The organism is Streptosporangium pseudovulgare (assembly GCF_014648055.1).
Lineage (GTDB): Bacteria > Actinomycetota > Actinomycetes > Streptosporangiales > Streptosporangiaceae > Streptosporangium > Streptosporangium pseudovulgare.
In genome coordinates, this window is record NZ_BMQJ01000004.1 from 375,802 (window position 1) to 394,788 (window position 18,987).

Here is an 18,987-nt window from a genome sequence, read left to right on the forward strand (position 1 = left end):
GCCCGGCGCCGTCCCCCGGGGAGTTCCCGCCCGGCCGGAAGGCCGCCGGTCCGCGATCCGGAGATCCGGTGGGAAAGACGGGAACCGCACGGATGACCCGTGCGTTGAGATCTACGGCGGTAGCCGTACGGCCTGCCCGGCGGCGAACGCCGGTCCCGTGTCCGCGGGGCCGGTCCAACGAAGATCAATGCGATACGGCCGTGTGACGACCGATCCGATCATTCATCGTGCAGGTCGCAGCGTGGAGGCAGTGATGGAGAGCAGAAACCCGGTATTCCGGCAGGCGAACGCGCACCAGCGGGGCTGGGGCACGCCGACGCCGACCCCCGAGCAGCTTCAGGGGATGTACGACAGGCCGTCGTACGCACCGCCCGCCCAGCGGGCCATGACGATCGACGACGTGGTCGTGCGCGGGTTCATCACGCTCGGCACGCTGGTCGTCTCCGCCGCGGCGGCCTGGGCGCTGAACCTCGGCACCGCCGCCATGATGCTCGGCGTGATCGTCGGCCTGGTGCTCGGCCTGATCGTCTCCTTCAAGCAGAGCACCAACCCCGTGCTGATCCTCGGTTACGCGGTCGGCTACGGCGTGGCCGTCGGCGTGGCGAGCCACGTCTACAACGACCTGTACAACGGCATCGTCCTGCAGGCGGTGCTCGGCACGGCGCTGGCCTTCGGCGGCACCCTCGCGGTGTACGCGCTGCGGATCGTCCGGGTGACGCCGAAGTTCACCAAGTTCGTCGTGGCCGCGGGCCTGGCGCTGATGGGCCTCATGCTCGTCAACTGGATCGCCGGTTACTTCATGGAAGGCGGCCTCGGGCTGCGCACCGGTGACGGCCTGCTGTCCTACGCCTTCAGCGTCGCCGCCATCCTGATCGGCTGCTTCTTCCTGCTGCTCGACTTCAACTCGGTGGAGGAGGGTGTGCGGGCCGGCGTCCCCGAGCGGTACTCCTGGCTGATGGCCTTCGGCCTGACGGTCACCCTGGTCTGGCTCTACCTGGAGATCCTGCGACTGATCAGCTACTTCTCACGGGACTAGCGGCCGTCCCGCCGCCGTCCTGCCCGAACCCCCGCCGGAGCCGCTCCGGCGGGGGTTCGCGCTTCCCGGGGGGCTCTCCCGCACGAAGGTTCTTTCTTACCGGGAAGAGGGGTTTCTCTTACGGAAGATGGGCATGACGGTTGATGAGGAGCGAGCAGTGGATGTCGGAACACGGCGGCGCCCTTGTGGATGAGGGCTTGCCATCCGGTGGATCGTGATGCACTGTCGAGCAAAGGAAGCCCTATTCCTGGAGGTGTCCATGTCGTTGAACCACTCACCGGAGACGCAGAGCAAACTGATCGCAAGGGTTCCCGACATCACGGGACGCGCACTCCCAGAGTGGTTCCAGGCCATCGACAACGGCCCGTCCTTCCTCCGTTGCGACGAGCGGGCCAACTGGCTCGCAACAGAGCACGGGCTGACCCACGGCTACGCCGCGGCCATCGTCCACGAGCACGAGCGTCACCGCCGCAGCCGTTATCTGTAAGTCGTCTATCCCAAGCCCGTGCCCCGCCCGGGGGTGCGGGCTTGCCCGTGCCACCCGCATGATGGGGGCATGGATCTTGACAGAGCACGCGACTTCATCCGCGACAACCACCGGGCCGTCATGCTCACCCGGCGCGCCGACGGCCGCCCGCAGATGTCCCCGGTCACCGTGGGCCTGGACGCCGAAGGACGAGCCGTCGTCAGCAGCCGGGAGACCGCGGCGAAGGTCCGCAACGCCCGCAGGGATCCGAACGTGGCGCTCTGCGTGACGACCGACGCCTTCTTCGGCCCGTGGATCCAGATCGAGGGGACCGCGGAGATCGTCTCGCTGCCCGAGGCGATGGAGCACCTCGTCTCCTACTACCGTGACATCTCCGGCGAGCACCCCGACTGGGACGACTACCGGGCGGCCATGGAACGCGAGCGGCGGGTCGTCATGCGGATCGACCTCACCCGCGCCGGGCCGGACGTGCACGGCTGAGCGGTTCCGCCGGCCCCGCGCCGGGCCGCCGGGCCGTCGGGTCGATCCCGCGGGGCCGGCCAGGAACGGCGAGGGCCGGCCCCGCGGGACCGACGTGGGGGTGCGGCCCCGCGGACGGCCCCGGCACGCGGAACCCGGATCCCGTCCTGTGGATCTCCGCCTGAGCGACCGCGGCAGGCGGGACGATCCGCGGAACCGGACCTAGCTGAGGCGCTCCAGGACCATGGCCATGCCCTGGCCGCCGCCCACGCACATGGTCTCCAGGCCGATCGAGCGGTCGTGGAACCGCAGGCTGTTGATCAGCGTGGAGGTGATCCGGGCGCCGGTCATGCCGAACGGGTGGCCCACCGCGATGGCGCCGCCGTTGACGTTGAGCCGGTCGAGGTCGATGCCGAGCTCCTGGTAGGACGGGATGACCTGGGCCGCGAACGCCTCGTTGATCTCGACGAGGTCGACGTCGCCGATGGACATGCCCGCCCGCGCCAGGGCCTGCCGGGACGCCTCGACCGGCCCGAGGCCCATGATCTCCGGAGACAGGCCGGTCACGCCGGTGGAGACGACCCGGGCCAGCGGGGTGATGCCCAGCTCGGCGGCCTTGGTGTCGCTCATCACGATCACCGCGGCGGCGCCGTCGTTCAGCGGGCAGCAGTTGCCCGCGGTGACCGTCCCGTCGGGACGGAAGACCGGCTTGAGCTGCGAGACCGCCTCGTAGGTGGTGCCCGCCCGGGGACCGTCGTCCTTGCTCACCACGGTCCCGTCGGGCAGCGTCACCGGGGTGATGTCGGTCTCCCAGAAGCCGTTGGCGATCGCCTTCTCGGCGAGGTTCTGCGAGCGGACGCCGAACTCGTCCTGCTCCTGGCGGGACACGCCCCGCAGCGCGGCGACGTTTTCGGCGGTCTGGCCCATCGCGGTGTAGATGTCGGGCAGCGCGCCGTCCTCGCGCGGGTCACGCCAGACGTCGCCCCCGCCCTCGGCGGCCCGCGCCGTACGGGCCCTGGCCTCGTCGAACAGCGGGTTCATCGTCTCGGGCAGCGAGTCGGAGTTGCCCTTGGCGAAGCGGGAGACGCACTCCACGCCCGCGGAGACGAACACGTCGCCCTCGCCCGCCTTGATGGCGTGCAGGGCCATCCGGGTGGTCTGCAGCGAGGACGAGCAGTAACGGGTGATCGTGGTGCCGGGCACGCCGTCCAGCCCGAGGAGGGTGGCGACCACCCGGCCCATGTTGTACCCCTGCTCGCCGCCGGGCAGGCCGCAGCCGAGCATCAGGTCGTCGATGGCGGCCGGGTCGAGCTGCGGCACCTTCGCCAGCGCGGCCTTGATGATCTGCGCGGTCAGGTCGTCGGGACGGATGTCCTTGAGGGACCCCTTGAAGGCGCGGCCGATCGGCGAGCGTGCGGTCGCGACGATGACTGCCTCGGGCATGTGGCTCTCCTGGGTTCGTGTGCCTCTCCTCCTGCGGAGGTTACCGCGCGGTAGTCCGAATGCCACGCCTCGGGGCCGCAGAAAACAGAACTTTGTACGGCAGGCGATCCGCCGGGGGATGGAACTGGTCAGCCGTACATGCCGGGGGCGGCGCGGGCCGGCTCAGCCGTACACGCCGGGGCGGGGCGGTGCCGTCCTCGCCTCAGCCGTACATGCCGGGGGCGGTGCCGGTGCCGTCCTCGACGCCGTGCAGGCCGCCCTTCTCGTCGCGCCAGATCCGCCAGCCGCTCTGGCTGCCGGTGAACCACGCCGGCGGCGCGCCGGGCCCCCGCGGCGTGACCTTCTCACCCTTGGCGAGGTCGAACTCGCACAGGGAGGCCACCGAGTAGAAGCCGGGGACCTGGTTCCTCAACGCGAGCGGCTTGGGATCGGTGACGCAGAAGGACCAGCCGCGCCGCCCGGTGATCTCGCCGGGGCGGCCGGTGGCGAGGTCGAAGACCGTGCCGGGCTTGCCGTGCTTGAGGAAGCCGAGCGTGTCCATCCGCTCGGGGAAGGCGAGCCACCAGCCGGAGCCGGGGATCCGGTCCGGGGGGATCTGGCCGAGGACCCGGCCGCTGTCGGCGTCGAGCCGGGCGAACCCGCCGTACCGGCCCTGCGCGTCGACCGGGCGGACCACCGGCGCGAAACCGGGGCTGCCGCTGGGGTAGACCCGCACCACCGAGGGTCGGATCCAGTTGACCGTGCCGTCGGCGACCCTGACGGAGAAGAACCCGAAGGCGGAGGGCTTCTTCGTCGAGGGGTCGGTGTACGGCGCGACGTAGCCGACGAGATTGCCGGAGGTCGCCCCGAACGACCAGCCGCCCGAGAGGTCGACCCCCGCGCCGAGGGGCTGTTCAACCGGCAGCTTCCAGCCGAGCTTTCCGGTCCTCAGGTCGCGCGACTCCAGGACGGGGTGCCGGGCCAGGCGCAGCAGCACGGCATGGGAGGCGTCGGACCACTCCACCTCGGCGATCCCGGGGAGCCTCCACAGCACCTTGCCGGTGGCCGGGTCGAGCACGACCATCCGGGCCGTCTCCAGGGCGGTGTTCTCCGGCACGCACACCAGCGCCCCGCACCGCTGCGGCCCGAACGTGGAGTGCAGCGGGCGGGTCCACCGCCGCGCGCCGGTCCGGGCGTCACGGGCGACGAGCAGGGCGTTCCACCGGCCGCGCCGGAACGGATCGACGGTCACCGCGACGGCCTGACCGCCGCCGGTCTCGACGAGAGCCGGGGCCGGGACGCCCATCCCCGGCAGCCGGCCCGCCATGGTCGCCGGCTGGGCCCACAGCCTCCGGCCCGAGGCGAGGTCGAGGGCCACCGTCTCCAGCGTGCCGCCGGGCAGCAGGGAGGTCGTCGCGGCGACGCCCCCGGCCGAGACGGTGCGGCTGACCGCGTTCACGTCCGGGTTGTGCCAGGTGGGATAGGCGGGGGTGGCCGCTTCGCTGCCGGAGCAGCCGGACAGGGCGGAACCGGACAGGGCCAGGGCTCCGGCGAGCGCCAGGATCGGTTTCGCGGGGGGCCGGATGGCGGGCATTCCACTCCAATGCGGGCGAGGCGTGACGGCCTCGACGCGGAGGGTGACCGGGGTCAGGCGTCGCGAGGCTGGACCCAGGGACGCCGGCGGAGCATCGTCACCCATCGTCCGTGGGGTCCGGTGGCCCGGCCGGCGACGCGGGTCGCGGAGACCTCGGCGCCGGGCTCCTCCGCGGCCATGGCCGCCGCGAGGTAGATCGACTCGCTGCGCCGCGGCCGCGGCTCGGGCCACAGTCCCAGCGCATTGCCTACAGACGGTAGCACCGCGTAAGCAACCTGTAGGTAGCCTTCGACAGATGGGTGGAATCGATCGGGCCCGAACATCTCGTCCGGATTCGTGTCGAACTCCGGGCCGAGCATGTCGGCGAAGGCGACCGTCCGCCCACCGGCCTCCACCACCGCGACCGTCTGCGCGGCGGCGAGCTGGCGGCTCCAGCGCCGGGTCACCCAGCGCAGCGGCTGGGCGATCGGCCGGACCGTGCCGAGGTCCGGGCAGGTTCCCACGACCACCTCGGCCCCGGCCTCCCGCAGCCGCCGCACCGCCTTCTGCAGGTGCCGTACGGCCCGCGCGGGCGGCGTCTGCGTGGTGACGTCGTTGGCGCCGATGAAGATGACCGCGATGTCGGGCAGCGCCCCCAGCGCCCGGTCCACCTGGTCGCCCAGGTCGACGGAGGCCGCCCCCGACCTGCCGACCACGGTCAGCCGGACCGGTCGCCCGGCGATGCCGGCCAGGCTGGAGGCGATCAGCACCGCGGGGGTGTCGGCGGGATCGGTGGTGCCGAGCCCCACCGAGGTGGAGTCGCCGAGCATCACCATGCGGATCGGCTCGCCGTCGAAGTCGCCGTAGATCCCGTCGGCCGGCGGGCCCTCCATGCCGTGCGGGCGGCCGACGATGCGCCGGGCCACCACCGCCTCGGTGAACAGCAGCCCGTAGGTGAGCGCGCCGAGCGCGGTCAGCCCGCCTCCGCCCACCGCGGCGGCGGCCGCGATGCGCCGCGCGGCCCGTGCGGCCCCTGGCGTCCATATCACGTGGCGTTGCCCCCTCGATACGACACGACGGTAGCGTTGGCCTTGAAAGACAGCCAGCCGAGTCCCGGCCACCCACGGGGACCACGGCGTTCCACTCAACAGCTGACAAAGCTATGGTATTTCGAGGTGATCTTCGCCGTGCGCGTATACGACTCGCTCGTCGATCTGATGGGCAACACGCCGCTCGTCCGGCTTCACAAGGTGACGGCGGGGGTCCCGGCCCAGGTGCTCGCCAAGGTCGAGTATTTCAACCCGGGTGGTTCGGTGAAGGACCGGATCGCGGTGCGGATGATCGACGCCGCGGAGAAGTCCGGTGAGCTGCGCCCCGGCGGCACCATCGTGGAGCCCACCTCTGGCAACACGGGTGTCGGCCTGGCCATCGTGGCGCAGCAGCGTGGCTACAAGTGCCTGTTCGTCGTGCCGGACAAGGTGGCCCAGGACAAGATCTCGGTGCTCCGCGCCTACGGCGCCGAGGTCGTGGTCTGCCCGACGGCGGTCTCGCCCGACCACCCGAACTCCTACTACTCGGTCTCCGACCGCCTGGCCAGGGAGATCCCGGGCGCCTGGAAGCCCGACCAGTACTCCAACCCCAACAACCCCGACAGCCACTACCACTCCACCGGCCCGGAGATCTGGGAGCAGACCGAGGGGCGGATCACCCACTTCGTGGCGGGTGTCGGCACCGGCGGTACGATCAGCGGCACCGGCCGCTACCTCAAGGAGGTCTCCGGCGGCCGCGTGAAGATCATCGGCGCCGACCCGGAGGGCTCCGTCTACTCCGGCGGCACCGGCCGGCCGTACCTGGTGGAGGGCGTCGGCGAGGACATCTGGCCGGCCACCTACGACACCACGATCTGCGACGAGATCATCGCGGTCTCCGACAAGGACTCCTTCGGCATGACCCGCCGCCTGGCCCGCGAGGAGGCGCTGCTCGTCGGCGGATCCTGCGGGATGGCGACGGTCGCCGCGCTGCGCGTCGCCCAGCAGGCCGGCCCGGACGACGTGGTCGTCGTGCTGCTGCCCGACGGCGGCCGGGGCTACCTGTCGAAGATCTTCAACGACGAGTGGATGGCCGACTACGGCTTCCTGACCACCTCCAGCGAGGAGGGCCTGGTCAGGGACGTGCTGACCCGCAAGGGCTCCGGCATGCCGGAGTTCGTGCACACCCACCCGCACGAGTCGGTGGACACCGCCATCTCGATCATGCGCGAGTACGGCGTGTCGCAGCTCCCGGTGATGAAGGAGGAGCCGCCGGTCATGGCCGCCGAGGTGGTCGGCTCGATCCTGGAGCGCGACCTGCTCGACGCCCTCTACCGCGGCAAGGTCTCGCCGCACGACCCGCTGGCCGACCACATGTCGCAGCCGCTGCCGATGATCGGGGCGGGCGAGCCCGTCTCCATCGCGGTCGAGGCGCTGGAGAAGGCCGACGCGGCGGTCGTGCTCGACGACGGCAAGCCGGTCGGCCTGCTCACCCGCCACGACCTGCTGGCCTTCCTCGCCAACCACTGATCCCGGCGTCTCCCGCGGCCTCCGCGGGTGGTTCCGATGGCCCCGGCGGTTCCGGCCGCCGCGGGCTGTTCCGGTCTCCTCGGCCCTCTGCGGGCGGTTCGGCCGCCGTGGGCGGTTTGAGGTCTCCCCGGCTCTCGCGGGTGGTTCCCGCCCGGCAGCCGGGAAAGGCCGGCGGCCGGGCGGGAATGGTCCGGTCGCCGTGTGCGGAGGCCGGGCCGGTCAGCCGGGGAACGGGCCGCGCCGGGCCCCGGCGGGGTCCGGCCGTTCCAGCGGGCACTCCGCCACCACCTCCCAGGCGCCCTCGGGGGTGGGGCCCGCGGTCAGCCGGCCGCCCAGCGCCTCGACGCGCTCGGCCATGCCCACGAGGCCGAACCCGCCGCCCAGCCGGGAGAACCGGCCGTCGGAAGCCGAGCCGTAGTTGCGGACGCGCAGCACCACGATCCCGGGCGGGGCGCCGACCGGCCTCAGGTTCGCCTCCACCCAGCCCGCGCCCGGGGCGTGGCGGCGGACGTTGGTCAGCGACTCCTGCAGCACCCGGTGGAGGGTCGTCAGCACCTCCGGGGGAAGGGTGCCGTCGTCGATGCCCGGGGCGATGTCGAAGGCGACCGTGGGGCCGCCGGCGGAGAACCGCTCGACGAGCAGCCGCATGTCCCGCAGCGTGCTGCCCGGGGAGCGGGCCGCCTCGTCCTCGGCGCGCAGCACGCTGACCAGGCGGCGCATCGAGGTCAGCGCGTCGGCCCCGGCGCCGGAGATCGCGTCCAGCGCGGGGATCACGGCGTCGGGTTGCTGCTCGGCGACGACCCGGGCGGCCTGCGCCTGCACGACGATTCCGGTGATGTGGTGGGCGACCAGGTCGTGCAGCTCCCTGGCCAGTTCCAGGCGCTCGGACCGCCGTACCGCGGCCACCGCCTCCCGGCGGCGCTCCAGCTGGAAGCGGAGGTAGGCGCCCGCCCCGGCCGCGAACGCCCAGGGCACGAAGAGAGCGAACGCGGTGGCCACGATCTCGGGAGCCTGCCGCAGGCGCCAGGCCGAGAACTCCAGCACGACCATCGCCGCCAGGGAGAACAGCGCCGCGCGCCGGACCGGCTCGATCGAGCGCAGCCCGCTGACGGTGAGGACCAGCAGCGCCCCGATCTCGGCGAACCCCGGCCTGCCTTCGCCGCCGGTGACCAGGATGATCAGGGTGACGCAGAACGACAGCGCCAGGAAGACGCGGAAGCCGCTCACCCGGCGGGTGCGCCGCCACAGCACGGCGAGGACGCCGACCGCGCCGCACAGCAGGTTGGGCCACACCGGCCACGTGCGGAAGCCCATCGCCAGCGCGACGTCGATCAGGAACAGCAGCCCCAGCCAGCCGATCAGCGCGATCTCGCTGAGCCGTCTGATCCAGTGAACGATGCGATGTGACTCACCCACGCTCACCGAGCCTAGGCCCCCGGTCGGTGTGGTGAATCGGCCGTTCGGCCGACCGGCGCCCGGCAGGACCGGTCCTTCAGCGGAGGCGCGGGGCGGGGTCCACGGGAGATGCTCGATGCGTCGAAGGGGAGGAACCATGACCGTCATCGGAACCGTGCTGCTGACCATCGGATTCGCGATCGGGCTCTGCCTGGCCATGGCGGACCCGGTCCTGCTGTCGCGCGCCGCCGCCAAGGGCAGGGAGGCCGCCCTGAGCAGGAAGGGCGCCGGGACGCCGCCGGAGGGCGCCACCGGGGACACGGCGGACGCGGGTGAGGCGTCCGGCGAGATCATCCGGCTGCCGCGGACGGACACCGGGGAGTACCGGCCCAGGGCGGCCTGAGCCGGAGGGCCCGGCGGCCCGGGACGACCTGGAACGGGGACCACGACCCGGAGCGGCCGGCGCGGCGGTTCGGGGCGGCCCTGAGCCGGAGGGCCCGGCGGCCCGGGACGGCGGGAGCCGGAGGCCGCGGCGGTTCGGGGCGGTTCGGGGCGGCCCGAACCGGCGGGTGGCGGAAGGGGACCGCACCGGGTGGTCCGCCCGCCGGTTCCGAGTAGCGTTGGCCCCATGAGTGAAGGATTCGAAACACTGGCGATCCACGCAGGCCAGGAGCCCGACCCGGTCACCGGGGCGGTCGTCCCGCCGATCTACGCCGTCTCCACCTACAAGCAGGACGGCGTCGGGGGCCTGCGCTCCGGATATGAGTACAGCCGGTCGGCCAACCCGACCAGGGCCGCCCTGGAGGAGGCCGTCGCGGCCGTCGAGGGCGGCGCCCGGGGCCTGGCGTTCGCGTCCGGCCTGGCGGCCGAGGACACCGTGCTGCGCGCCGTCTGCCGGCCGGGCGACCACGTCATCATCCCGAACGACGCCTACGGCGGCACCTACCGGCTCTTCGCCAAGGTGCACGAGCCCTGGTCGCTGCACTACGACCCGGTGCCGCTCGGCGACCTGGACGCGGTGGCGTCCGCGATGACCCCGAAGACGAAGATCGTCTGGGTCGAGACGCCGACCAACCCGCTGCTGAGCGTCTTCGACATCGAGGCGCTGGCCCACCTCGCGCACGAGAACGGCGCGCTGCTGGTGGTGGACAACACCTTCGCCTCGCCGTACCTCCAGCAGCCGCTGTCGCTGGGCGCGGACATCGTGGTGCACTCCACCACCAAGTACGTGGGCGGCCACTCCGACGTGGTCGGCGGGGCGCTCGTCGCGCGCGACGCCGAGGTGGGCGAGAAGCTCGCCTACCACCAGAACGCCATGGGCGCGGTGGCCGGCCCGTTCGACGCGTGGCTGACCCTGCGGGGCCTCAAGACGCTCGCGGTGCGGATGGAGCGCCACTGCGACAACGCCGAGCGGGTCGTGGACCTGCTGCTGGCCCACCCCAAGGTGTCGTCGGTGCTCTACCCGGGCCTGCCCGACCACCCCGGCCACGAGGTGGCCGCCAAGCAGATGAGGCGCTTCGGCGGCATGGTCTCCTTCCGGGTCGCCGGCGGCGAGGCCGAGGCGGTCGAGATCTGCAACCGGACGAAGCTGTTCACCCTCGGCGAGTCGCTCGGCGGGGTGGAGTCGCTGGTCGAGCATCCGGGCCGGATGACCCACGCCTCGGCGGTGGGCTCGCCGCTGGAGGTCCCTTCCGACCTCGTCCGGCTGTCGGTCGGCATCGAGTCGATCGACGACCTGCTCGCCGACCTGACCCGGGCGCTGGGCTGACGGGCTGAGAGAGGGGCACGGCCGTACGGCCCGGCGTGGAGGCGTCGCCGGGCCGGAGGTACGGCCGGCCGCGCGGGCGGCCACCGTTCCGGACGGTCGTGCCGGGCCGCCCCCGCGGGACCGCGCCGCGCCGCGGGCGACCGGCCGGGCCGGTCAGGAGGGACTGCCCCAGACCATCATCACCAGGATGACCAGCCAGATCACGGTGATCACGCCGGAGAGCGCGGCGACCCGCCCGATCTGGACCTTCGCGTCGCCCTTCGGGCTCTCGGCGGTCCCGCCGCCCTCGCGGCCGAGGATCCGCAGGGCGACGCCCTGGTCGCGGACCACCAGGGCGAGGAGCGCCAGGGCGACGATGAACAGCGTCATCGAGATCGACAGGTAGGGCCTGCCGAGATACTCGCGGCCCAGCAGCGCGCCGAACAGGAACACCCCCAGGGCCGCGACGGCGTATATGCGGGTGGTCCGGTGCAGGTAACGCAGGACGTTGACGTCTCCGGCGCGGATGAACCTCGGGGTGGACATGGTGGCGGCGGTGAGCGGCCCCAGCGTGAAGATCGCGAAGCCGATGTGGAGCCAGAGCAGCAGGTCATTCATGCGCCAGACACTAACCCGCGGTGATCCCGCCCGCCTACGGCTCGCTCGGGCCTTACCGACACTTCCCTGGCCGATGATCGTTCTCGGAACGTGGCCCGCCGCGAGCGGCGCCGCGAAAGGTGGGGCCCGGCCGGTGGGCGGCCCGGGTGTCCGGGCGGCGAGCAGGGAGCGGACGGGCCGCGGGGAGCCGGTTCCGGTGTCACGCGAGGGTAGATCTTCGCATTTCGCCCCTGAGCACCCCACCGGGGTGAGTAGGATCACTGGCGAACTCGTTCCCGTGTGTGAGGCCTCAGGCGGCTCTGGTCGCGGCCGTTCCGGGCGGGTGGTGAGACCGATCGTGGACGACGGCACAAGGGAGTGCCCCCAGTGGGTGTAAGACATGTCGAGCCGTACACCGAGGAATGGCGGCGTCAGCCGGCCTTCTACGTGAGCCGCGTCGTCGAGGCGCTGGGCGCCGAGGTCGCCGACTGGTGGGAGGGGCCGTGCGATCCGCGCGCCGCCACGATCCTCCTGACCGGCGGGGACGCGCTGGTGTGGGACGAGGAGAGCGGCTGGCGGCGGGGCCGCTACGTCTCCGGCGACCGTGAGACCTGCACGGTCCTGGCCGACGCCCGCTATCTCGGCGGCGGCCTGCTGCTGCGCCCGGAACGGGTGCCGGCGGCCGTGGTGGACGCGCGGGCCGGGGTGGGCAACAGCACGGCCTGGCGGCCCTGCTACCGCTCCTACCGCCACTACCGCGACGGCTTCGACCTGGCGCTCAACTCCTACCTGGCCTACGCCGGCGCCTGAGCCCGGCCGGATCGGCCGCGCCGTACCCGGCCCCTTCCGAGACGGGGGCGGGCGGCGGCCGGCGCGCCGCGCGGCCCGGCCGCGGCCGGTCACCGGGCCGGCGGGCGCGGCGGGTCAGCGGGCCGGCGGGCGCGGCGGGTCAGCGGGCCGGCGGGCGCGGCGGGTCAGCGGGCCGGCGGGCGCGGCGGGTCAGCGGGCGCGGCGGGTCCGCAGGAAGTCGCTGACGACGTACTCCCCGAGGCGGTCGGCGCTGGAGGAGAACACCCGGCCGCCGTTGCGGCGGGCCACCTCGTTGACGAAGTCCCGCAGCCGCTCGTCGTCGGCGAGCATGAAGACGTTGAGCGTCGCCCGGCGGCGCGTCATCTTGTCCACCTCGGCGAGCGTCAGCTCCAGCGTCTCGCTCGTGGGCGGCCACTCGAAGGCCGCCGAGCCGTTGCGCCGCAGGTGGGCGGTGGGCTCGCCGTCGGTGACCACGAGCACGACCGGCTCGAAGTCGGGGTGGCGGTCCAGGTGCCGCCCCGCGATCAGCAGCGCGTGGTGCAGGTTGGTGCCCTGGACCATGTCCCACTCCAGCCCGGCCAGCTCGTCGGGCGCGAGGACCCTGGCGTAGTTGGAGAAGCCGATGATCTGCACCGAGTCCTGCGGGAACTTCGAGCCGACCAGCGCCTGCAGGGCCAGCGCGGTCTGTTTGGCCGCCGCCCACGTGCCGCGCAGGGCCATCGAGTAGGAGAGGTCCACCAGCAGGCAGACGGCCGCGGCCGTGCGCCGTTCGGTCTCGGCCACCTCGAAGTCGTCGACCGACAGGGTCACCGCTCCGGCGCCCCCGCCGCCGCGCCGTACGGCGTTGACGACCGTGCGGACCACGTCGATGGGCTGCTCGTCGCCGAACCGCCACGGCCGGGAGGAGCCGGTCAGCTCCCCGGCGGAACCTGCGTCGGTCTGGTCGTGGTCGCCGTGGTGCCCGGCGTCGAGGGAGGCGAAGACGCGGCGCAGGGCGGTCTCGCCCAGGCGGCGGACGGCCTTGGGGGTCAGCTCCAGTTTGCCGCGCTGACGGCGGAGGTAGCCCTGTTGCTCCAGCTCGCGCTCGACCTGCCTGAGCGCCTCCAGGTCGTCGACCGCAGAGCGGCCCAGGGCGCGGCGGATCGCGGCCTCGTCGATGTCGTCGAGGCGGGCGCCGGGGTAGTCCTGGCGCAGCGCCGCCTCCAGCTGGGTCAGGTCGGCGAGCTCGTCCAGGGCGGTGACCGCGTCGCCCATCCCCATCGGATCCTCGCCGGTCAGCCGCTCGGGGGTGTTCCAGGCGAGGTCGGGGCGGCGGTTGTGGAGGGCCTCGCCCAGGCGGCGCATCTCCTGGTCCAGGCCGGCCTGCTCCAGCGTCTGGCTCATCAGGTCGGCCAGTTCCTCGCGCTGGTCCGGGGTGAGCGAGGCCAGCAGGCGCTGGGTGGCGGCGGCCCGCCGGGCGAGGATGTCGACCAGCTCCTCCAGGTTGCGTGGCGTCTCCGGGAACATGTCCCCATATTTCGACATGAAGTCGTCGAAGTCGGCCTGGGTGTGCTCGCCCCGGGAATCCCGGTCGAGCATGTCGTTCAGGTCCGACATCATCCGCCGGACCCGCTCCATGACCTCGGGGTCGGGGTCCGCCAGCGCCTGCCGCATGCCGCGGAACTGGCTGTCGAGCACCTCCCGGCGCAGCAGGTCGCGCAGCTCCTCGAAGGTCCGCCGCGCCTCCTGCGACCGCCACCGGTAGTCCGTCAGCTCCCGGATCGCGCTCGCGGTGTCCTCCGGCAGCCCGTCCAGCTCGGCCTCGAGCAGCCGGGCCTCGTCGGAGGGGTCGGGGAACAGCGCGGCCCGCTCCTGTTCGAGGGCCCGGTCCAGCAGGGCGCGGGCCCGCTCCAGCGTCCCGTCGAGGCGGCCGCGCTCGCGCAGCTCGCGACGGCGGCGCCGTACCTCGCGGAGCAGGTCGTCCAGCCCCCGCCGGTCCCGCGCGCCGGGCAGGCCCTGCCGGAGCAGGTCGCGCAGCGCGTGGGCGGGGTTGGAGCCGGACAGCACGGAGTCGCCCATCTGGTCCAGCGCCGAACGCACGTCGTACGGCGGGGCCAGCGGGTCCGGGCCGTCCCGGTACTCGCCATAGCGGTAGGACATGGTGACCCTTCCGGATGCGATGGACCGGCGGCGTTCCGCCGGGGCGGGCGGATCAGGTGCGGTAGACCGCCCCGCCGTCCACCTCGTCCTTGGACAGCCGGCGCAGGAGGTAGAGCCCCTCCATGGCGAACTCCAGGGCCGCCGCGGCGTGCCCCGGGGACTCGTCGCCGATGCCGAGCCGTTCCATGATCTTCGCCAGGCCGGACACCGGGCCGATCCTGCGCAGCAGCTCCGAGGCCGGGATCAGCGGCCCGGACTCGACCTGGGCGCCCTGGGAGAACTTCTCCAGCAGCGCGCTGAGGTCCATGCCGCCCAGCGTGCCGCGGAACGTCTCGGCCACCGCCCGGCGCAGCAGGTGGGCCAGCACCTCGGTCTCCCGGCCCTCCTCGCTGACCTCGAACTCCACCTTGCCGCGCAGCGTGTGCACGATGCCCGGCAGGTCGGCCACCCGGGCCACCGCGCGCTCCTCGCCGGTCAGCGCGGCCCGCCGTACGGCCGAGGCCGCGGCGGTCTCGGCGGCGGCGATGGAGAAGCGGGCCGACACGCCCGACCGTGAGTCCACCGCGGTGGACTCACGGACCAGCCGGGTGAAGCGGGCGATCGTCTCGATCAGGTGGTCGGGCAGGTCGGCGCCGACGTGGTCGAGGTCGGCCTCCTGCCGGATGAGGGAGAGCTCGGTCTCGATCGACAGCGGGTAGTGGGTGCGGATCTCCGCGCCGAAGCGGTCCTTCAGCGGGGTGATGATCCGGCCGCGGTTGGTGTAGTCCTCGGGGTTGGCGCTGGCGATCAGCAGGAGGTCCAGCGGCAGCCGCAGGTTGTAGCCGCGCACCTGGATGTCGCGCTCCTCCAGCACGTTGAGCAGCGCCACCTGGATGCGCTCGGCGAGGTCGGGCAGCTCGTTGACGGAGAAGACGCCCCGGTTGCTCCGCGGCACCAGGCCGTAGTGGACGGTCTCCGGGTCGCCGAGCGTGCGCCCCTCGGCGATCTTGATGGGGTCGACGTCGCCGATCAGGTCGCCGACGGAGGTGTCGGGCGTGGCGAGCTTCTCGCCGTAGCGCTCGTCCCGGTGCCGCCAGGAGACCGGCAGCTCCTCGCCCAGCTCACCGGCCAGGCGGCGGCAGCGGACGCAGGAGGGCGCGTACGGGTGGTCGTTGATCTCGCAGCCGTCCACCACGGGGGTCCACTCGTCGAGCAGACCGGCGACGGTGCGGATCAGCCGGGTCTTGCCCTGGCCGCGCTCGCCCAGCAGGACCAGGTCGTGCCCGGCGAGCAGGGCCCGCTCCAGCTGGGGCAGGACGGTGTCGTCGAATCCCACGATGCCCGGGAACCGCGGCTCCCCCGACCTCAGCCGGGCCAGGAGGTTCTCGCGGATCTCGGCCTTGACGGTTCGGTGGATATGGCCGCTCGCGCGCAGCTCGCGCAGAGTTCGTGGCTCTGGAATGTGAGGCACGCCACCGAGCCTACGTCGCCCGCTCCGAAACCGGCACTCTTATCCCGGTTTCGGATCTTCGCCATTGTTGGTCGTCGGTGGGCGTGCTTGGTCCATCAGTGGGGAGAATCGCTCCAGGACAAGATTTCGGGCAAGAAGGAGAGGCGAGGCGTGTGGCGCTGTTGACGAGCCGTTTCGCCGATGGTCTCGCCGTCGGAACCGATCTGGTCGGGGTGGCCGAGAACGCGGTCCGCCAGGCCTTGGGCGGCCTCAGCGGATCACCCGACCTGCTCTGCTTCTTCATCTGCGGTGACGACCCCGACGAGGTCGCCCGCGCGGGGCTGCGGGCGATGCGGATGGCCGAAGGCGCCGCGGTGATCGGATGCAGCGCCACGGGGGTGATCGGCGACGGCCAGGGCGTGGAGACCACGCCGTCGGTGAGCGCCTGGGCCGCGACGCTCGACGGGGCGCGGCTGACGACCTTCGCCCTGGACACGCTGCGCACCGAGGACCGGTTCGTCGTGGTCGGCCTGCCGGAGAACACCCCGGACGACCACGCGGCCATCCTGCTCGCCGACCCCTACAGCTTCCCCACCGACGGCTTCGTCGAGCGCTCCCACGAGGTGCTGGGCAGCCTCCCGCTGGTCGGCGGCATGGCCAACGCGACCGGGGGGCGCGGGGCGGTGCGGCTGTTCGCCGACGGGCAGGTCCACACCGAGGGCGCCGTCGGCGTGCTGCTCGGCGGCTCGCTCAACGTCGGCACCCTGGTCAGCCAGGGATGCCGCCCGATCGGCCCCACGATGGCCGTCACCGCCGCCGAGGACAACCTCCTCCTGGAGCTCGCCGGCCAGCCCGCCCTCGCCCGGCTGGAGGAGATCGTCAGCGCGCTGGACGAGGACGACCGGGAGCTGGTCGCCTCCGGGCTGCAGATCGGCGTCGCCATGGACGAGTACGCCGAACGGCACGAGCGCGGCGACTTCCTGATCCGGGGTGTGCTCGGCATCGACCCCGAGCGGGAGGCGGTGGCCATCGGCGACGTCGTCGAGATCGGCCGTACCGTGCGCTTCCAGGTGCGCGACGCCGCCACCGCCGACGAGGACCTCTACGAGCTGCTCGACGCCCACCGGGAGGAGTTCGGCGACGTGGACGGCGCGCTGCTGTTCTCCTGCAACGGCCGGGGCTCGGCCATGTTCGGCAGCTCCGACCACGACGCCGCCGCGGTCCGCGACACCCTCGGCCCGGTCAGCGTGGCCGGGTTCTTCGCGGCGGGGGAGGTCGGCCCGGTCTCCGGGCACAACCACGTGCACGGGTTCACCGCCTCCGTCCTGGTCTTCTCCTCCCGGCCGCCCGCGGAGGGGCCGTAGGATCGGCGGATGCCCCAGTCGGTGCTCGCCGTGGACATCGGAGGGACGAAGTTCGCCGTCGCCCTCGTGGACCCCACCGGAAACGTCCAGGAGGCCCGCCGAGTCGCGACACCGCCCGGCGGTGACGCGGCGGCCCTGTGGGAGACGCTCGTCGATCTCGTCGGCTCCGTGCTGCGTACGGCGGGCCGCGACGACCTCGGGAGCGGCGCGGTCGCCGGGGTCGGAGTGGGCTGCGGCGGCCCGATGACCTGGCCCGAGGGCGAGGTCTCGCCGCTGAACATGCCCGGGTGGCGCGGCTTCCCGCTGCGGGCCCGGCTCGCCTCGCGGTTCCCCGGGGTCCCGGTGCGCGTCCACAACGACGCGGTCTGCCTGGCCGTCGCCGAGCACTGGCGCGGTGCGGGCCGGGGCAGCGCCGACATGCTCGGCATGGTCGTCTCGACGGGCGTGGGCGGCGGGCTGATCCTCGGCGGCCGGCTGATCGACGGCGGCAGCGGCAACGCCGGGCACATCGGGCACGTCGTGGTCGATCCGGACGGGCCCGAGTGCCGGTGCGGCGGCCGGGGCTGCCTGGAGGCCGTCGCCCGAGGCCCGGGCCTGGCGGCCTGGGCGGTCGAACAGGGCTGGGTCCCGGGATCCGGGCAGCCGGACGCCGGGCCGGACGTCCCGCCGTACGGCGAGGCGGTCGCGGAACCGGACACCGGCCCCGATTACGTGGAGGAGACGACGGCCAGCGGGCGGCGGCTCGCCCTGGACGCCGCCGCGGGCGACGAGATCGCCCTCGCCGCGCTGGACCGCGCGGGCCGGGCGCTGGGCGTGGCCATCGCCTCCGCGGTGAACCTCTGCGACCTCGACGTGGTCACCGTCGGCGGCGGTCTCTCCCAGGCCGGGCCGCTGCTGTTCGAGCCGCTGCGGGCGGCGCTGCGGGAGCACGCGCGGATGGGCTTCGCCCGGCGGGTCAGGGTCGTCCCGGCCGCCCTGGGCCAGGACGCGGGCCTGGTCGGCGCCGCCGCCCTCGTCCTCGCCGCCGACCGCTACTGGTCCCGCTGAGCGGGACCAGCCGACCTTGAGCCGCTCGTCACCGGAGCCGGCTCGGCCAGACGCCACGCCCGAGCCTCGTTCTCAAGGCACCGCACCCCCGCCTCGAACCACTCGGGACCACCCGCCGTCTCGACCGCGCGCTCCAGATGGCCGCTCTCCCGCCACCTGCGGTGGCCGCTCGTCTCTTTCCCGGGAACGCGGTGACTCATGGGAGCAACCGGAGGGCCTGAACGTGGCGGGGACGTACGACGTTGAAGTGGCGGTGATCCAGGGTCGCCACTGCCGGCAGCCGCAACCGCTCGGCTATCGCGATCACTGAGGCGTCCACCGCCCCGAGGGGCAGGTTCCCGTAGGTGCGCACGAGTTCGGCGATACGTGCGATGTCTTCTCTCTCAAGAGAGATCAATATCAATTCCCCGGCGGCGAGTGAGTCGAGGAACGCGGCTTCCGCCAGGGACCCTCGATACTTCTCGACCAGCCAGCACACCTCGACCATCACGGGGACCGGAACCAGCAGGGGTCCCGGCGCGCTTTCGAGGAACTCCGCGCAGCGGAAGTGGTGCTTGTCCGCGATGTCCAGGGCGGCCACCAGCGGTCCGGTGTCGAGAAGCGTCGTCACATCGGACGATTCAACCCCTCGCCGAGGATCTCTTCATGCCGTTCCGCAAGATCTCCGACACCGGAGTCCATGATGCCGATGAAAGCCAGGCGGCGGCGCCTGACCGGCGGCTCGCTCTCCGGTCGGTCCGCGGTCTCGTCGGACTCCACCAGCCGCAGCGCGACGGCACGCAACTCTCGCGCCTGGTGGGGCTGAAGTCTGTCCACCAGAGCGTGCAGGTCGTCGTAGTCATGTGCGGCGGTCACATCCCGAGTGTACGTCGCTCGGAACCGCCTGAGCAGCCGATTCGTGTCGTAGACGGCCCCCGGGAAGGG

At 72.9% G+C, this 18,987-nt stretch carries 18 protein-coding genes; 9 read left to right on the top strand and 9 right to left on the bottom strand.

Going from position 1 to position 18,987, the window contains the following annotated elements:
- Positions 1-253 precede the first annotated feature (253 nt).
- The 3 genes from IEZ10_RS11505 (at position 254) to IEZ10_RS11515 (ending at position 2,003) form a co-directional block, all read left to right on the top strand.
- Positions 254-1,036: a Bax inhibitor-1/YccA family protein gene (locus IEZ10_RS11505; RefSeq protein WP_189246464.1), complete on the top strand. Its 783-nt coding sequence runs from the start codon at positions 254-256 to the stop codon at positions 1,034-1,036.
- A gap of 259 nt (positions 1,037-1,295) precedes the next feature.
- The gene (locus IEZ10_RS11510) at positions 1,296-1,523 is read left to right on the top strand and encodes a DUF4287 domain-containing protein (RefSeq protein ID WP_179826446.1); all 228 of its coding nucleotides are present in this window, start codon (positions 1,296-1,298) and stop codon (positions 1,521-1,523) included.
- Positions 1,524-1,592: 69 nt separating this feature from the next.
- Positions 1,593-2,003: a PPOX class F420-dependent oxidoreductase gene (locus IEZ10_RS11515; RefSeq protein ID WP_189246465.1), complete on the top strand. Its 411-nt coding sequence runs from the start codon at positions 1,593-1,595 to the stop codon at positions 2,001-2,003.
- Positions 2,004-2,204: 201 nt separating this feature from the next.
- Here the strand turns inward: IEZ10_RS11515 and IEZ10_RS11520 are convergent, their stop codons facing one another.
- The 3 genes from IEZ10_RS11520 to IEZ10_RS11530 all read right to left on the bottom strand — a co-directional run bounded on the left by IEZ10_RS11520 (position 2,205) and on the right by IEZ10_RS11530 (position 6,026).
- Entirely contained in the window at positions 2,205-3,425 is a 1,221-nt protein-coding gene (locus tag IEZ10_RS11520; protein ID WP_189246466.1) for an acetyl-CoA C-acetyltransferase, read from the bottom strand.
- Between the two features lie 202 nt (positions 3,426-3,627).
- A complete protein-coding gene (locus IEZ10_RS11525; protein WP_189246467.1) occupies positions 3,628-4,998 on the bottom strand; it encodes an outer membrane protein assembly factor BamB family protein in 1,371 nt (456 codons plus the stop codon).
- A 53-nt stretch (positions 4,999-5,051) separates the two neighbouring features.
- The gene (locus IEZ10_RS11530; RefSeq protein WP_189246468.1) at positions 5,052-6,026 is read right to left on the bottom strand and encodes an SGNH/GDSL hydrolase family protein; all 975 of its coding nucleotides are present in this window, start codon (positions 6,024-6,026) and stop codon (positions 5,052-5,054) included.
- Positions 6,027-6,164: 138 nt separating this feature from the next.
- Between IEZ10_RS11530 and IEZ10_RS11535 the strand changes: the two genes are divergently transcribed.
- On the top strand, positions 6,165-7,535 hold the full coding sequence (locus tag IEZ10_RS11535; protein WP_189246563.1) for a cystathionine beta-synthase: 1,371 nt from the start codon (positions 6,165-6,167) through the stop codon (positions 7,533-7,535).
- A gap of 219 nt (positions 7,536-7,754) precedes the next feature.
- Here IEZ10_RS11535 and IEZ10_RS11540 read toward each other — a convergent pair whose 3' ends face one another.
- Positions 7,755-8,951, bottom strand: a complete 1,197-nt coding sequence (locus IEZ10_RS11540) for a sensor histidine kinase (protein ID WP_189246469.1) — start codon at positions 8,949-8,951, stop codon at positions 7,755-7,757.
- A gap of 136 nt (positions 8,952-9,087) precedes the next feature.
- On the opposite strand from IEZ10_RS11540, the gene IEZ10_RS11545 reads away from it, so the two are divergent.
- A complete protein-coding gene (locus IEZ10_RS11545; protein WP_189246470.1) occupies positions 9,088-9,333 on the top strand; it encodes a hypothetical protein in 246 nt (81 codons plus the stop codon).
- A gap of 225 nt (positions 9,334-9,558) precedes the next feature.
- The gene (locus tag IEZ10_RS11550; RefSeq protein WP_189246471.1) at positions 9,559-10,698 is read left to right on the top strand and encodes a cystathionine gamma-synthase; all 1,140 of its coding nucleotides are present in this window, start codon (positions 9,559-9,561) and stop codon (positions 10,696-10,698) included.
- A 153-nt stretch (positions 10,699-10,851) separates the two neighbouring features.
- Here the strand turns inward: IEZ10_RS11550 and IEZ10_RS11555 are convergent, their stop codons facing one another.
- Entirely contained in the window at positions 10,852-11,295 is a 444-nt protein-coding gene (locus tag IEZ10_RS11555) for a hypothetical protein (RefSeq protein WP_189246472.1), read from the bottom strand.
- A gap of 366 nt (positions 11,296-11,661) precedes the next feature.
- Here IEZ10_RS11555 and IEZ10_RS11560 point away from each other — a divergent pair, with 366 nt between their 5' ends.
- Positions 11,662-12,084, top strand: a complete 423-nt coding sequence (locus IEZ10_RS11560; protein WP_189246473.1) for a DUF6292 family protein — start codon at positions 11,662-11,664, stop codon at positions 12,082-12,084.
- Between the two features lie 189 nt (positions 12,085-12,273).
- On the opposite strand, the gene IEZ10_RS11565 is transcribed toward IEZ10_RS11560, so the two are convergent.
- Both IEZ10_RS11565 and IEZ10_RS11570 read right to left on the bottom strand, forming a co-directional pair.
- The gene (locus IEZ10_RS11565) at positions 12,274-14,223 is read right to left on the bottom strand and encodes a vWA domain-containing protein (RefSeq protein WP_189246474.1); all 1,950 of its coding nucleotides are present in this window, start codon (positions 14,221-14,223) and stop codon (positions 12,274-12,276) included.
- A gap of 52 nt (positions 14,224-14,275) precedes the next feature.
- On the bottom strand, positions 14,276-15,673 hold the full coding sequence (locus tag IEZ10_RS11570; RefSeq protein ID WP_189246475.1) for a sigma 54-interacting transcriptional regulator: 1,398 nt from the start codon (positions 15,671-15,673) through the stop codon (positions 14,276-14,278).
- Positions 15,674-15,825: 152 nt separating this feature from the next.
- Here IEZ10_RS11570 and IEZ10_RS11575 point away from each other — a divergent pair, with 152 nt between their 5' ends.
- Together IEZ10_RS11575 and IEZ10_RS11580 are read left to right on the top strand one after the other, a co-directional pair.
- A complete protein-coding gene (locus IEZ10_RS11575; RefSeq protein ID WP_229811164.1) occupies positions 15,826-17,016 on the top strand; it encodes an FIST signal transduction protein in 1,191 nt (396 codons plus the stop codon).
- Between the two features lie 9 nt (positions 17,017-17,025).
- Positions 17,026-18,063, top strand: a complete 1,038-nt coding sequence (locus IEZ10_RS11580; protein WP_189246476.1) for an ROK family protein — start codon at positions 17,026-17,028, stop codon at positions 18,061-18,063.
- Positions 18,064-18,259: 196 nt separating this feature from the next.
- On the opposite strand, the gene IEZ10_RS11585 is transcribed toward IEZ10_RS11580, so the two are convergent.
- On the bottom strand, positions 18,260-18,673 hold the full coding sequence (locus IEZ10_RS11585) for a type II toxin-antitoxin system VapC family toxin (protein WP_189246477.1): 414 nt from the start codon (positions 18,671-18,673) through the stop codon (positions 18,260-18,262).
- Positions 18,670-18,918, bottom strand: a complete 249-nt coding sequence (locus tag IEZ10_RS11590) for a hypothetical protein (protein ID WP_189246478.1) — start codon at positions 18,916-18,918, stop codon at positions 18,670-18,672. Before IEZ10_RS11590 ends, IEZ10_RS11585 begins: the two co-directional genes overlap by 4 nt.
- Positions 18,919-18,987 lie beyond the last annotated feature (69 nt).

What these genes read in the sequence shown, in the direction of transcription:
- IEZ10_RS11545 (WP_189246470.1), top strand. Translation starts at nt 9,088, where the DNA reads ATGACCGTCATCGGAACCGTGCTGCTGACCATCGGATTCGCGATCGGG.
- IEZ10_RS11515 (WP_189246465.1), top strand. Translation starts at nt 1,593, where the DNA reads ATGGATCTTGACAGAGCACGCGACTTCATCCGCGACAACCACCGGGCC.
- IEZ10_RS11510 (WP_179826446.1), top strand. Translation starts at nt 1,296, where the DNA reads ATGTCGTTGAACCACTCACCGGAGACGCAGAGCAAACTGATCGCAAGG.
- IEZ10_RS11525 (WP_189246467.1), bottom strand. Translation starts at nt 4,998, where the DNA reads ATGCCCGCCATCCGGCCCCCCGCGAAACCGATCCTGGCGCTCGCCGGA.
- IEZ10_RS11505 (WP_189246464.1), top strand. Translation starts at nt 254, where the DNA reads ATGGAGAGCAGAAACCCGGTATTCCGGCAGGCGAACGCGCACCAGCGG.
- IEZ10_RS11520 (WP_189246466.1), bottom strand. Translation starts at nt 3,425, where the DNA reads ATGCCCGAGGCAGTCATCGTCGCGACCGCACGCTCGCCGATCGGCCGC.
- IEZ10_RS11550 (WP_189246471.1), top strand. Translation starts at nt 9,559, where the DNA reads ATGAGTGAAGGATTCGAAACACTGGCGATCCACGCAGGCCAGGAGCCC.
- IEZ10_RS11555 (WP_189246472.1), bottom strand. Translation starts at nt 11,295, where the DNA reads ATGAATGACCTGCTGCTCTGGCTCCACATCGGCTTCGCGATCTTCACG.
- IEZ10_RS11580 (WP_189246476.1), top strand. Translation starts at nt 17,026, where the DNA reads ATGCCCCAGTCGGTGCTCGCCGTGGACATCGGAGGGACGAAGTTCGCC.
- IEZ10_RS11565 (WP_189246474.1), bottom strand. Translation starts at nt 14,223, where the DNA reads ATGTCCTACCGCTATGGCGAGTACCGGGACGGCCCGGACCCGCTGGCC.